General features: G+C 60.4%; 11 protein-coding genes and 2 pseudogenes. 6 read left to right on the top strand and 7 right to left on the bottom strand.

From position 1 onward, the window contains the following. Positions 1 to 74 precede the first annotated feature (74 nt). The 3 genes from ABIB06_RS07185 to ABIB06_RS07175 form a co-directional block, all read right to left on the bottom strand. Entirely contained in the window at positions 75 to 428 is a 354-nt protein-coding gene (locus tag ABIB06_RS07185; RefSeq protein ID WP_354045344.1) for a hypothetical protein, read from the bottom strand. Positions 429 to 644: 216 nt separating this feature from the next. After that, positions 645 to 1,058, bottom strand: a complete 414-nt coding sequence (locus ABIB06_RS07180; RefSeq protein ID WP_354045346.1) for a DoxX family protein — start codon at positions 1,056 to 1,058, stop codon at positions 645 to 647. 138 nt (positions 1,059 to 1,196) lie between these two features. Further along, positions 1,197 to 2,069: an NmrA family NAD(P)-binding protein gene (locus ABIB06_RS07175; protein ID WP_354045348.1), complete on the bottom strand. Its 873-nt coding sequence runs from the start codon at positions 2,067 to 2,069 to the stop codon at positions 1,197 to 1,199. Positions 2,070 to 2,185: 116 nt separating this feature from the next. On the opposite strand from ABIB06_RS07175, the gene ABIB06_RS07170 reads away from it, so the two are divergent. The 3 genes and pseudogenes from ABIB06_RS07170 to ABIB06_RS38880 form a co-directional block, all read left to right on the top strand. Beyond that, a complete protein-coding gene (locus tag ABIB06_RS07170; RefSeq protein WP_354045350.1) occupies positions 2,186 to 2,608 on the top strand; it encodes a winged helix-turn-helix transcriptional regulator in 423 nt (140 codons plus the stop codon). 210 nt (positions 2,609 to 2,818) lie between these two features. Continuing rightward, positions 2,819 to 4,144, top strand: a complete 1,326-nt coding sequence (locus ABIB06_RS07165; protein WP_354068663.1) for an adenylate/guanylate cyclase domain-containing protein — start codon at positions 2,819 to 2,821, stop codon at positions 4,142 to 4,144. A 761-nt stretch (positions 4,145 to 4,905) separates the two neighbouring features. Then, a pseudogene (locus tag ABIB06_RS38880) lies at positions 4,906 to 5,265 on the top strand (hypothetical protein); the annotation flags it as partial. Positions 5,266 to 5,573: 308 nt separating this feature from the next. On the opposite strand, the gene ABIB06_RS07160 reads toward ABIB06_RS38880, so the two are convergent. Continuing rightward, on the bottom strand, positions 5,574 to 6,275 hold the full coding sequence (locus tag ABIB06_RS07160) for a response regulator transcription factor (protein WP_354045354.1): 702 nt from the start codon (positions 6,273 to 6,275) through the stop codon (positions 5,574 to 5,576). 1,047 nt (positions 6,276 to 7,322) lie between these two features. Here ABIB06_RS07160 and ABIB06_RS07155 point away from each other — a divergent pair. Continuing rightward, positions 7,323 to 7,664: an H-NS histone family protein gene (locus tag ABIB06_RS07155; RefSeq protein WP_354045356.1), complete on the top strand. Its 342-nt coding sequence runs from the start codon at positions 7,323 to 7,325 to the stop codon at positions 7,662 to 7,664. Positions 7,665 to 7,735: 71 nt separating this feature from the next. On the opposite strand, the gene ABIB06_RS07150 is transcribed toward ABIB06_RS07155, so the two are convergent. From ABIB06_RS07150 to ABIB06_RS07140, 3 genes are all read right to left on the bottom strand, one after another. Beyond that, on the bottom strand, positions 7,736 to 7,972 hold the full coding sequence (locus tag ABIB06_RS07150; RefSeq protein ID WP_354045358.1) for a hypothetical protein: 237 nt from the start codon (positions 7,970 to 7,972) through the stop codon (positions 7,736 to 7,738). Positions 7,973 to 8,152: 180 nt separating this feature from the next. Further along, positions 8,153 to 8,692 carry an acyltransferase gene (locus tag ABIB06_RS07145; RefSeq protein ID WP_354045360.1) on the bottom strand — a complete coding sequence of 180 codons (540 nt, stop codon included), beginning with the start codon at positions 8,690 to 8,692 and terminating at the stop codon, positions 8,153 to 8,155. A 1,676-nt stretch (positions 8,693 to 10,368) separates the two neighbouring features. Further along, complete coding sequence (locus tag ABIB06_RS07140; RefSeq protein WP_354068682.1) at positions 10,369 to 10,602, bottom strand: helix-turn-helix domain-containing protein; 234 nt, start codon at positions 10,600 to 10,602, stop codon at positions 10,369 to 10,371. Positions 10,603 to 10,673: 71 nt separating this feature from the next. Here ABIB06_RS07140 and ABIB06_RS07135 point away from each other — a divergent pair. Together ABIB06_RS07135 and ABIB06_RS07130 are read left to right on the top strand one after the other, a co-directional pair. Next, a pseudogene (locus ABIB06_RS07135) lies at positions 10,674 to 11,478 on the top strand (YqaJ viral recombinase family protein). Between the two features lie 308 nt (positions 11,479 to 11,786). Further along, positions 11,787 to 12,722 carry an ERF family protein gene (locus tag ABIB06_RS07130; RefSeq protein ID WP_502916520.1) on the top strand — a complete coding sequence of 312 codons (936 nt, stop codon included), beginning with the start codon at positions 11,787 to 11,789 and terminating at the stop codon, positions 12,720 to 12,722. The last annotated feature ends 858 nt before the right edge of the window (positions 12,723 to 13,580 follow it).

The following is a 13,580-nucleotide window of genomic DNA, read 5'->3' as shown; positions in this document are numbered from 1 at the left end:
CCTGAATTCGCCGCCGAGGCGGCGTGCGTCATCCGGGCGCAAAGCGCACGGACGCAATCGGCGTCAAGCGCCGTTCAGGCCAGGATTCGAGGGGGTTGGTCGGGAGGTGGACGGATCAAACCGTCGCCGACCACGTCGTCCGCCACCGAGTGGGTGGTCCGGATTGCGTGCCGCAGCGGAAGGGCGGCGGCCTCAGAGGGTCCCGCCTGGGCCGTCTTCAACACGCACATTGCAACCAGCGGACAGTCTTGACAGTCCTTGCTCTTCTGCTCCTCCGGACAACAGGGCATGTCGGCCGACATGGACATGTTGGCCATCGCGGCCGATCGCGCGTGCGCAGCGGCGGCCGGCGTGATCAGAGGCGCCAGCATCAGGCCGAGGCTCACAAAGAGCGCGAGAGCGAGTTTGAGCAGTCGCCGCAAATGCATGGCACGACCATCCCACGGAAAGTGAAACTATGGAAGCCAGCCCGGTTCACATGTTCGCCAGCCAAACCTGCCGGATCTCAGCCGCAGCAGGACTGTCGGTCCTCATCGCCGGACTGGATCGGCGGACACGGGATCGACCCGTAGCTGCAGAACACGCAGCAGCCGATCAAACGCGGGGACAGCTAGGGCCAAACATTGGTAGGTGGACATCCAGTTTCAGCCGCGAACGTTCGCACGCAGACAATCCCTCGGCTCTCCAGTAGCGTCGGTCATGCCGGGCCGGGGAGCCGCTTTCCGCGAGGCGATCCAGCCGACGACTATCGATAGTGTCGCGACGACAAGCGGCTCCACCGCGTGCCCGTATTCGCCGTGCAATGTGACGGTCGCGAGCGCCGCCAACATCACTGTGCAGCCGAGCGCCGAGCCCCACAGCCGCGTTCGTGCCCGCACCAGCAGAACGGCGGTCGTGAGTTCTAGCGATCCGGTCACGAAATGGAACCAGGGTGGGTATCCCCACCGAAGATATTCCTCGTAGATGGACCCCGGGGCGAAGATGTTGCTGAGCGATCCAACGACGAAGAAAACAGCAAGCGCCAAGGCCGAGACTTGGCTCCAGGAACTCTTTGACATTTGTCTATCCTTTTCTGATGAGGGCGCCGGAGGACTTGTGTGGCCGCCAAGAGAGGGGCGGCCGCGACGCATTCATTCCGAAGGAGATGCGACTTTCCGGAGCAGGTTCGAAAGTCGCATCTCATCGCTGATCCGGACCTACGCCGTGGCGGTCTTCTGGGCCGCCGCGAAGACATCGCGGGGCAGCGTTGTGCCGGCGACGTGCTCCGTGCCCGCTACGCCGAGGTCCATCCAGCCCGCGTTGACGGCCTCAAACATCGCTTCAGCCGGTCCGGTTTGGCCCTTCGGGATGCCGAACTGCTCGAACGCTGCCGACCACTCGGCCCGCGGCACTGCGAACGCCCTGACTTCGCGCTGCATGACATCGCCCAGTTGCGCTGCGATTTCATCCGCGCTGACCATCGAACCAAGTTCGATGACGCGATGCCCCGACCACGCCGGCCCGGTCAGCAGCGTCGCCGCCTCGGCACCGATGTCGTTCGTCGCGGCCATGGTCGATTTGCGGTTGGTCGGATTGTAGTAGACGGGGAGCGTGCCGCCCTGGGCGGCGTGCAGGCCGTAAAGGAAATTTTCGAAAAACCCGCCGGCGCGCACGAAGGCGGTCGGCGATGTCAGTTTGCGAAGGCTCTGCTCCAGCAACGACAGCGCGGTGATCATCCCCAACCCGCTGGTTCTGTTCGCACCCATCGACGAGAGCCCGACGACCCGCGCGGGCGCGGCCTTGGTCAACGCCTCGACATAGTTCGCGATGACGCCCTTGGCTTCCCTAAAGTCCGGCGAGGGAGCCCAGACGGCCGGCAACATGACAAACGCGCCGTCGACGCCGTTGAGCGCCCGCTCGATGGCGGCCGCATTGTTCCAGTCGCCGTCGACCAGTTCCACGCCCTGGTCTGACCAGCTTGCCGCCTTCGCGCGGTCGCGAACCAGCGCGCGTACTTTCTTACCTTGGGCCAGCAGATGCCTGGCCGTTGCGCCGCCGACTTTTCCCGTGATTCCCGTGACTAGAAACATGCGTATTCTCCCGGTGTTAAATGGTCTACGTTCTAGGGTAGGTCTCACATAGAGACCTGAGGTCTGCACCGTAAGGAGGCAGTTTTTTGTAACCAGGAGAGGAAAAGGAGACCGGCATGAGCGACGCATTGAGCGCGATCGAGCGATTCAGCCGATATCAATCGGACGACGCCCGGTCAGCAGAATCCGTACACTGCCCGGTGCGCGACGTACTCGACTGCATCGGCGATAAGTGGAGCATACTCATGATCATGACCCTCGCGACGCGACCGCAGCGCTTCAGCGAGCTTCATCGAGCCATCCGCGACATCTCGAAGCGCATGCTCACCCAGACGCTGCGCGACCTGGAGCGCGACGGACTTGTCACCCGCAATGTCTTTCCGACCAAACCACCGAGCGTTGAGTATTGCCTTTCCCCGCTAGGCCAATCCCTGCTGGAGCCGATGGCGAGCCTCGTCGATTGGGCCGATCGTCGTTATTCCGACATCCATGCCGCGCGCGTCCGCTTTGACGGAGCCCCCTGTGATGTCCCGCGCTAGTGATCTGGTGCAGAAGTTCGCATGGGGCGGGCGAACCGGACCACGGTCTCGCTCGGCCTCTACAGCTGCCTTTGCGACATTTCGAGGCCATTGCTCTAGCCCTGTTGAGCCGCCCGTACGATAAGATACCAGCTGCGCGCCGACCAGGTGACGAACGATGCCTCCTGTTTGCTTCGGCGGTGGGGACCTTAGCCGTCAAGGAAGTGACTGATGATCGATTTTGCCATGCCGGAGACGCGCTATGCGCTCAGCGGCGACGTCAATATCGCCTATCAAACGCTGGGTAGCGGACCCGTTGATATCATCATGGTCCCGGGCATCATTTCGCATGTCGAATTCTTGCATGAACTGCGCGGCTATACCGCGTTCATGCGCCGTCTTTCGACCTTCGCCCGCGTGGTTTCCTTCGACAAGAGAGGCCAGGGGCTCTCCGACAGGGTAGCCGGAGCCCCTTCACTCGAACAGCGGATGGATGATGTTCGCGCCGTCATGGATAGCATCGGGTCAACCCAGGCCGCGCTGCTTGGCGTTTCCGAGGGATGCGCGATGAGCGTCACGTTTGCTGCCACCTATCCCGAGCGCGTATCCAAACTCATCCTCTTTGGCGGCTATCGACGGCGACGCGACTTGCCCGGAGGCGGCGAGCAACGGGCCATGCAGCTCATGAAGTCGTGGGGCACGGGCGCGATGATCAACAGAGTTGCTCCCAGCCTCGCGACCGATCCTGCCGCCGTAGCGCAATTCGCCAAGTATGAAAGGCTTGCAGCCAGTCCCGGAGCCATAAAGCAGTTTGCCCTGCTGAATGCGTCGATCGATGTGAGTCAGCTGCTTGAGAACGTACGCGCTCCGACGCTCGTGCTGCATCGTCACGGCGACGTGCAGGTACCGGTCGAGCATGGCCGCGATTTAGCCGCGGGGATTCCCGGCGCGCGATTCATCGAATATGCGGGAGATGACCACAGTCCATATTTCGGCTTCAGCGATCGCGACGAGCTGCTTGGCGATATCGAAGAGTTCATGACGGGGCATCGCGACGGCTCGCCGGAGGATATCGATCGCGTTCTCGCCACGGTCCTGTTCACGGATATTGTCGATTCAACGCGCCGCGCCGCCGAAACCGGCGATCGGGCATGGCGCAAATTGCTCGACAGTCACGATGAACTGGCGTCGCAAATCGTCGAGAAGCATCGCGGCACTTTGATCAAGTCCACCGGCGATGGCATTCTCGCCACCTTCGACGGACCAGCCCGCGCCGTTCGTTGCGCTCTCGCGCTTGGAACAGCTGCAAAACAGATTGGCTTGGCGCTCCGAGCGGGTCTTCACACCGGCGAAATCGAGATCAGGGGCCGCGATATAGGCGGCGTCGCCGTGCATGCAGCTTCGCGCGTTATGACCCAGTCGCAGCCTGACGAAGTCTTGGTGTCACGGGTCGTCACCGATCTCGTCGCAGGCGCGGGTTTGAGGTTCGCCGAGCGCGGATCGCATGAACTTAAGGGACTTCCGGGCCGGTGGGATCTGTTCGCAGCGATCATCTAAGTGAAGGGCCGCTCTTGATGCTATTGGCGAACCACATTTGCTCAGGTTGAGTTCTTCGCATTTTGATCCAGTGCGGACAATCGCCCTGACGGACGCTAGGAGATCAACTATTGCGCGGGTCGCCCTGAAGCGGAGATCCCGCTCGCCCACTCTTTCGCTTGGCTATTAATTTCGCCGCGCGGAGGACGGTCGCTGGACCGCGAAAGCGCAAGCCCGGCACGTAAGGCAAAGAGTACAACAACCGATGAGGACGGCCGAATAGCTTCCGGTCCAATCGATGCTGACTGCGAAAGGCAGCGGTCCGAATGCCGCGACCGCGATGCCGAAGACGAACGACGCTCCCCTGATTGCACCAAGATGGTCGCGGCCGATACTCGGCGGCGTTGATGGCCTGCAGTGAGCCGGACGCCCCGCCCAGACTCAGCGCATACAGCACGCTGATGGCGATGCCACTGCCGAACGCCGGAAGACCTGATGCCGGCGCAAGCATCAACATCGCCAGCGGAACTAGGTGCCGGGAAGCGACCGTCCCACCCGCAAACATCCGCATGGATACGACAAGAATGCGCCGCAACGTCATTGAGCGCATGGTTCTTGAGTCCAGACCCCAGGAGGTTCAAAGGCAAGTCTGGATGCTGCCGTTGACCGGCCCAGAAGATTCGCGTCCAGCAATTCCCGCCATTCAAAAGAAAACTCCTTGTTTAAAATATAATATATAATACCATGCTTTTATATTTCATTTAAATCGAGGAGAGCGCAGCGTGACCCGGGACGGCAACGAAGACGACGACCGGCGGGCGTTTTTGAAGACATGCGGAAGATTCGCGGCCGTGACGCCCCCGGTCATGACATTGCTTCTGTCCACCTCCCTGACCTCGAAAGCCATTGCACGTTCGGGCGGTCTGAACGGAGCGACGCAAGACGACAGGAGCCAGTCTGTCTTCGACAACGATCGGTCCTCCGAGGTAAGGTCGGGGACCTCCAGTAGCGGATCATCCGGAGGGGGTGGAGCACCCGGCGGTGGCCGTGCCGGGTCACCTCATGCTGCTGCAGGGAAACCCGTTGGCGGCGGATCCGCTGGTGCCGGAGGCAATGGTAAAGGGCCTTTCGCGACCGGCGGCAGCTCCGGAAGCCCGACCGCATATGGCGGCGTCGATTGCGCAGATGAAGAGGAAGAGAGGTTCAAGGCCGATTGCGACCGCGCTATCACTCGGGTTTCGAGCGCGACCAAAGCCGAAAATTAGCATCGTTTCAGCGCATACAGAGCGCATTGACTTGCCCAGCCAGCACGTCGGCTCATTTGCTGCGGCATGCTGAAAAGCGTGGCTCGGACTGCGGGGGCCGCGGGCCTGGACATCCGAGAACCCTCCTTGAGAGGCAGACCCGATTCCCGTGAGTCGAAAAGGCGTTGTTGCGCTTGACGTCCTCGTCATTTCGCGCTGGCGGGATCTCGCTGTGTAAGACCGGTAGCACTCGACTCACGAGGCGCTGAATGCAGCTCATTCCGTGAAATTGCCAATGCCGCGAGAACTGTCCGATTACTGATGTCCAGTTTTTGAAAGATGTGATGAAGGTGGACTTTGATCGTACCGTCGGCAATGTTCAGGCAACGCCCAATTTCCTTGTTCGACAGCCCCTCCGATACGAGCCGCATGATCTGCCGCTCCCGGTCCGTAAGCTGGGTCAGGGACTTCTCCTCACCTGCTGCGAGAGGGTCTTCAGCAACCTGTCCACTGCTGTGCGACCGTGACGCCAATCCTCGGATCTGAACAACCTTCCGCAGGGTGGCGACTAGCGTCTCCGGCTTCGCATGCTTCGTGAGGACGAGACAGACCCCGTCGGCAACCAGCTTTTGCAACGCGTCATCGCCAGCCGCATCGGCGAAGAAAACTACCTGAGTACCCGGGCCCGCGGCGTTTGCCAGAGCCTGGAGGTCAGACCGGCTCATTTCAGGCGCGCCGAGATCCACCAGCGCAATGTCCGGCACAAGAAGTCGAATTGCCTCGATGCAGCTTGCAGCATCTCCGCATGAGGCCACGATCGCAAAATCGTGCTGCGTCGCCAAGACGCTGCTGATTCCCTCCAAAACGATCGGGTGCCGATCCGCGATGACAATTCTGATGCGACGCATGCTTCCTCTGCCCAATTCGTAAACCCACAATGCGGCAGTTTATTCCAGCAACGTCTTCGGTAACGTTCGCTAACCATAAAGCCAATTTGCAATGTCAAAGTGTCGCACTTGCTGGGGCACATCTCGCAACGCTTGACCACGGTGTGAGCGTAACTCACTCTGAAATTGCGTGCACCACCGTACGAATCCGGGCTCTGCTCGAAACGCGAAAACGCGAAATCTTCGGCGGAAGCCGGCCTTCCGGACAATTTTTGATAGTAACGCAAGTAAACTTCGCTCGGCAGGTGTATCTTGAGCGCGGGGTGAGTCGCTGACTATCATAATCGACATCCATCTAATCGGTCCACCGCTGCTATATTACGAAGGATATATAGGGATATCCGCGATTCAAATCTAACATTCAACGAAGTTTCGCCTAAAACGAGGCGATCCAACCCGGGGAGGCCGCAGAGTAATATTATCGTCGAGGAGCGTTCATCCGACGCAAAGAACGGCTGCGATCCTTTGATTTTGTGTATCGGCGGGGGCCCAAATGAGGAATGAAAATTTTTCAAACTGCCTGATTTCAACGAAAGCACCCTGCCAATGCTCGTTTCGAGCGAAATCCAGGGAAAGGCCTTCAATCTAACTATAGCACCGATGAACAACTGGTCAGCAGAGTTGAACCGGCATCTTCGTCAGCCCGGCAATTTCACTGAGCGGTTACGAGGTGATCTTTGTAACGAGTGTAGGTGGTCACATGCATTCTTCGGCTGTTCTGCGTCAAACTCATCAGGATCTGATCGTTCAATTCACCGAATTGCAGAATTTGCGTAGTCGCGTATTGCGGGCCGAGCAGCGGATGTTTGGCCCCCGACGAGCCAACCGGCGAAGGGCCTCTGGGAGGCGCCTGCTCGGTCGGACAACCGGCACGAGGCGGTAGCGGCGACAGGCGTCGGACTTCGCGCTGGCCGCCTGCCCTGCCAACTGATCGTGCTTGCCGGACCGGGCTTCGACCTGATATCCCCTCCACCTTCTGTTTGACGGAAGTAGCTGGGGACGGCTTCCATGGGTAAGGACGACTGGACATCCGTCCGTACGGGGGACCTTTGGCAACTTTACGACGAGGTGACCACGGTTCTCAGTCGCAGAATGACCGCGGAAAAAGCCAAGCTCGAACAGCGGCTTCGCAGGATAGAGGGAACCGCCGGCACTCCCACCGAGGAGCGTGGACGGCGCCCCTACCCTCCAGTGCTGCCGAAGTACCGGAATCCTAAGAAACCATCCCAAACCTGGTCTGGTCGCGGTAAGCAGCCCCGATGGTTGAAAGAGCAGCTTCGCGCCGGCAAAAAGCTGACCGACCTGTTGATCAACCGCTCATCCGGCCAGAAGCGCCGCCAGACCGGCTGAGCACGAGCAATCGTTGTAGCGGCACCCGCGCGAACGCCGGCATGGCTGTCGCCGGCCGTCGGCGCCACCCTTCAGCGGTCGTTATCCTCTTTGCCGTTAGGACTGCCGTCCCCGCTGCCGTTGCCGCGCCCATTGTTGCCGTGCCCATTGTTGCCGTGCACAATTCGGCCAGCCGAACCCGCGATGGCGGCCGAGGTAAGAGAGGTGGAGAGCAACAAGGTCATAGCTGGAGGGGTCACGGCGGCAAACCTTCCGCAACTCTTCAAGAACTCACGACGGTCTTCGCTGTCGGCGTCCAGGTGGGTCATCGGGGTCATCCTGCAACATTTCAGCCCTCGATTAAATCGTACATCAAACTAGCGGAAGCGCAAATTAAATTTCTTAACTGAGTAATTTATTCCTCCGGCTTGGGCATTGGTCTTGCCATTAAATCGGTGGCGACCGAAGTTGCGGCGAAAATGGAAACTTGGGCCGGCCGCGGATTGCATTTATTTCGACGTTGAGGGCCGCTGGAGGCGCGCAGGACAGCCAAACGCCTTGGCACCTGTAGGAATATCCCTGTTGACCAGTGAATTTGCACCTATGATCGCGCGGTCGCCGATCGTTACACCCATTTGGATAACCGAATTCGGGCCTATATATACTCCATTGCCGATCCAGGTGGGTGCGTAATCGATCGGGTCCCGGCCAAGCGAAATTGAACGATTTACGGTATGATGTGTGTAGATCTGGACGCCAGCAGAGATGGAGCACCAGTCCCCTATCTGCAAATCTCCACCCGAGCCATCCAGGATACATCCTGGTCCAATCCAGGTATTTCGTCCGACCTTGACAGACCCCAGAACGAGCACGTTGTCGTACATCGTGGTTCCCTCGCCGAAGCCATATGCCGCGGCGTTTTCGTCGCGTTCGGTCAGAAGGTCTCCGATCGAGACTCTTCGATCAAACTGTTCCTTTTTGCGAACTACAAGAACTCGCAGAAACTCTCGCATGAGCGCGACCCATTGATCGACTCGGCGATCGAGCATTCTGGGATCTAAGGGCATCGGAAGCACCACGTGATTTGACTGCTAAACGCCTAGATTCGGTGCACGAAGTTCATCGTCAGGCCGAAACTAGGAACACAATTTGTCGAATTCAACTCAATGATCGAATAGCTTGCTCACCCGCAACACAGTCGCACAAACGACCGGGCAGCGACATGAGACGGAGTCCATTGTCATATTTAGCCATCGATTAGCTCACGTCCGCATCATGTCACGCAAGGCGCCGTAGTAGCGCACCAATGCTCGCCGCTCGTATCGATCAATCATGACCAGCTCTGGAAGCGCGCGTCGGAACGCTTCCGCTGTGCACGCTGGTTCAGCGCGAGGTAACGGCTTTGGCGTTCTGAGTTGACGCAACCTAGGCATTTTGCCGTTCGCGAACGCCTTGTCAATTTGCCGCATTTCCCGGGGGGTGAAGATGACGGGCTCAATCTGGGCTCACCGCAAAGGAACGGTGCAAGCGGCCAACCGAGATGATGCGCTCGATGAACGATAGTTTGGCGTGCCGGACACGCTCGAGCATGGCTCGCGTGCGCGAGGCTTCGGGCGCATTGCAACGCCCTCAGATCGGCGCGATCGCCAGCAAGCTGTCGTGCCAGCAACTCGATTGCTTCTTGACGGGCGACGCGCAAATCGACGGATAGATCATGGCGGAAAGCATTCTGGCTTGACCGCCGCTTTCCCGCCCCGGAGCGCGGCCCCGTGCTTCGGACGGCATTGCGCCGATTTGCCTGAAGCTGACGATCGCTGGTCATGGTGCTATTCGCTCGCGCTCAACGGCGCGAGCGGCGAGGCCTCTCCTTCGCTAGGTCCGTTTTGGCCAGCTTCGATAAGACCCCGCTGGTGAGACCGCGGCTGATGCTCTTGCAGCGTTGGCAACTGCTTAGCCCAGCTTTTTTGCGTGGACGCCAGTAGCCGGTTCAGCGCTTGCATCGCATCGAGACGGAGTCGAAAGGCTTCGGCTTCGGACATCTGGCTCGGTCAACCCGAGTTGGGCCAATCGCTTGCGAATTTCGCGCCGAGCCTGACCACTGCTGAAGTATTGCTGCACGAGCCCATAGGTATCGAAACCCGTACCCGTAACCGAGGTTGGCGCGATGAGGTTTTGTAGTGCCGGCAACGTCGCGTTGGTGAGGAGGGCCGCTCCCAGCGTGAAGACGCTCATTCTCCCACATGGTCCGAATGAGCTGACGAGTTGCAAAGCGTTAAACTGGCGTTTGGGGAGCGATTTCGTTGTAAATCTGGTCATGGAAAATCTTGAAGCTGCTTGGCGACTCCGATCGCAAGAGCGCCGGCTTAAATATGCAGTCGAAGGGATCTTCGCACCGCGGCTTGCGGGACATGCGTTTCCTCCGCGAATCAAAACGCACCGTGACCTCGCGAGACTACTCACCGTTCGGTTTAACAAGATCTATACGCCGGACGCGGATGGGGCCACGGCTGCCAATTTGGGGCAGTTATCAACAGGCGCATAGTCGAGCCGGAAGCATCTCGTCGAGACCTTCAGCCGTCCCAATCCCGATCACGCCAGCTATGAAAAGATTTGAGCAGGACAAAACGAAGTAGCTGATTCCACGACACAAAATCGGGTTCGTTTTGCCAATCACAATGCAGCCGCCGCGAGAGACACCCGCACTAGCTGTCGGACTTGCCTGACTCTAAGCTCTCGACTTCCCTGATCTGCGCAGCCGGACGCCCGGTCCACCGCCGTTTTCGAAGATGAAGTCAACGCCGGCGGAGGTGATCGCATTTACGATCTTCTCGACCGTTTGGTCCCGCCCTCCCAGCAGACCATCCGACGCCTCAAGCCGCTTTACCGTTGGAACTGACAGTTCAGCGGCCATAGCTAAATCGTCCTGGGACCAACCCAAAAGCGCGCGAGCAGCTTTGATCTGACGAATGTCATGAATGATACTTTTCGTATCGAATTGAGCTACTTCGAATCGACCTAGGAAGAATTACAATGATCCCGCACCTTGCCAATGCAATTGCGAAGCGCCGTACATTTGTCGGCGACTCGGATGCGCGGATCATCATGGGCGGCGATGGAGCCGCCCTCGTCCGGCTTTGGCAAGAAAAGCGCGGCGAGGTCGAGCCAGAGGACCTGTCTGACGACCTGGCGGTCCAGCTTGGCACGGCGACGGAGCCTCTCAACCGAACCTGGTACGAGCGCCAAACGGGCCATGCGGTCGCGCACGTTCAGCGCCGGGTTTTCCACCCCGTGCAGAAGTGGATGGCTGCGACTCTTGATGGGCGGGTGCACCAAACCGGAGACGTCTTCGAAAGCAAATTCGCGCCCTGGAATTTCTCCGAGGACGCGGCGGCGGACAAGCACATGGCCCAACTGCAGCACAACATCTGGGTGGTCGCCGCACGCGCCGCGGTGCTGTCGATCATCACCGGTGGTGGCCGATGGGTCGAAATCAAGATCCATGCCGATCCGCTTTATCAACATCTGCTGCTCACCGCCGAGAAGAAGTTCTGGCGCTGTGTGCAAAACGGTGAGGCGCCGCAGCTATTTGGCATCGAACCGCCGCGGCCGGGCTGGCGGCGGTGCGAGTGGTCGACATGAGCGGCTCGAACGCCTGGGCGGAATTGGGCGCGCTCCACCGCCAAACTCGCGGCGCGGCGCTGGAGCACGAGCGGGCAAAAACGGAGCTAAAGGCGCTGGTGCGGAAGACGCCAAGGAGGCGAGCGGCCACGGCTTGCGCGCCAAACGTTCCAAGGCCGGCGCAATCAGCTTCGAGGTGGTCGACGACGTCGCTTAAACCTGCCGCCGAGCTCAGCCACGGGGCGGGCAACTTGCCGAGCCTGAGCTCCCGGTTCAGAGGGTCTGCCGATGCAGCCGTCCTTTGACTTTGTCCATCTCGATCCCTTCTCTGATCCCCGGAGCCGTACGAAGCGGCATTCGAGCTGTTCGCTGAACTCTGGGCCAAACTGCGTGGCTTTGAGGCGCGCTGCGCGCAGGACTACGTCCTTGTCGCCCTGATCCGTGACCTGCAGCACCAGTTGATCGTCGCCGGACTCATTCTGACGATGCAGCTGGACCGATAACCTCGAGCAGTGGAGACAGCCAATGCAGCGCTGCAGCGTGACCATCAGCCAAATCGCCGGCGCGCTTGCGCGGGCGCAAAGTGAGCTTGAAAATCCGGAAAAGGTATTGACCGCGACGATCGTATCACCGTTCCCGCGGGAGGAGAGCCCCACCTTCCGCTATGCCTCGCTCGCCAGCGGGCTTCAGATCGTGCGCAAGTGCCTCACCAAGCACGAGATCGCGACCGTGCAGGCCACCGCGATCGATGTCGACACCGGACTGATCAGGCTCACGACCACCCTGCTCCACGCCTCGGGCGAATGGATTGCCTCCGACTGGCCGGTGTGCCCGGTCGCCGACACCGCCGCCCCGCACCGGATGGGCGCCGCCCTGAGCTATGCCCGGCGCTATGCGCTGTTCACGCTGGTCGGCATTGCCGGCGAAGACGATCTGGACGCCCCCGCTGCGTTAGCCGGCCCGCTCGCTGCGGCATCGCAACCAGCCGTTGGCGCGCAAGCCAAGCCCGCCAAGGGCGTGCTCAACCGCGCGCCGGTGCTGGGGCCGCCAAGGTCCGCCGAGCTCCGCGAGCAGCTGTTGCGCCAGCTCGCAGAGCTGTCTGGCAGCACTGACCTGCTTGCCTGGGCCAAGGCCAGCCTTCCGCTCAAGAACAGCCTGCTAGAGGCGGACGCCCGCATGGTCGAGGCCGCCTATCAGAGCAAGCTTGAGGATGCCATCCCTCCCGCAGCCAGCAGGGTCGAACAAGCGCACGCCTTAGATCGCGGGCCAAGCCTGGCAGAAGAACCGCTGCCGGCAGCGGTTGCGGGCACCGAGACCGCGCCGCAGCCGGCCCTGCCACCAGCGCCCGAAACAGGGCTCGCTCATCCCAAAGAGCCTCCCCGCAGCAAGGCCCACCTGCTGTTCGTCCGGGAGCAGCCCTGCCTCGTCTGCCAGCGAGCCCGTGCGATGCCCACCATCTGAAATTCGCCTCGGCCGCAAGGTCAGTGACGAGTTCACCGTCCCGCTGTGTCGCGCCCATCATCAGGAGCTGCACCGGCATGGCAACGAACGGGCCCGGTGGGCCAATATGCAGATCGCGCCGCTGCCGGTGGCGCGGGACTTCTGGGTGACGAGCCCAGTCCACAGCCCGTCCAGTACCGCCGTCCTGAGCGCGGCCGTGCCCTCACGCACCGGGGAGGAGGCCTCACCGCTATGAACGGGGCCTCCAAACGGGGCGCCCGCTGCCGGCGGAGTTCAGTCGCCGAACTCTCCTGGGAGATCCAGCGCTACCGCTTACCGCGCCACAAGCTTCTTGAGACTTATAGCCAAAAGGCGATTGAGGCCACGCTCCGCCGCATCGGCATGGTCGTGATCGCCTCGGAGTTCGAAGACAAGGCCGTGTACTACACGCTGCAAAACGCGCTGAGCTCGCGGATCGATCCAATCGCCACGGTCGAGATCAACGCGCGTCTTGCGTCCTATGGATTCGATGCGACGCCATCAACACGGAAGTCTACGCGCAGGCGCGCGAGTTCTTGGTTCTGTTCGAGGGCTTACTCGATGCCGCACAGACAAAGCGCATGTTGCTGCTCCACGAGATCCGGAAACTCGTAAGCGGGCCGATGCGTCGGGGGGCGTCGCCATGCCGCTCACGGAGCGCTTGAAGTCGGGCACAATTAGCTCCGGCTTGTGGCCATCGAATAGGCCGTCATACGATCAAGACAATCCATCTTGCCGCAACGTACTGCCGATTTTCTGTGTCCACCCGCGCACACATCTTGCGTTAGAGTCCACGATGGCAGAGGCTGATTGTTCTGGACCAAAGATCTTCTCGAACGA

This window comes from Bradyrhizobium sp. LB8.2 (assembly GCF_040548035.1).
Taxonomy (GTDB): Bacteria; Pseudomonadota; Alphaproteobacteria; order Rhizobiales; family Xanthobacteraceae; genus Bradyrhizobium.
The sequence above is the reverse complement of the archived record's forward strand: the minus strand, read 5'-3'. Positions and strand labels throughout refer to the sequence as shown.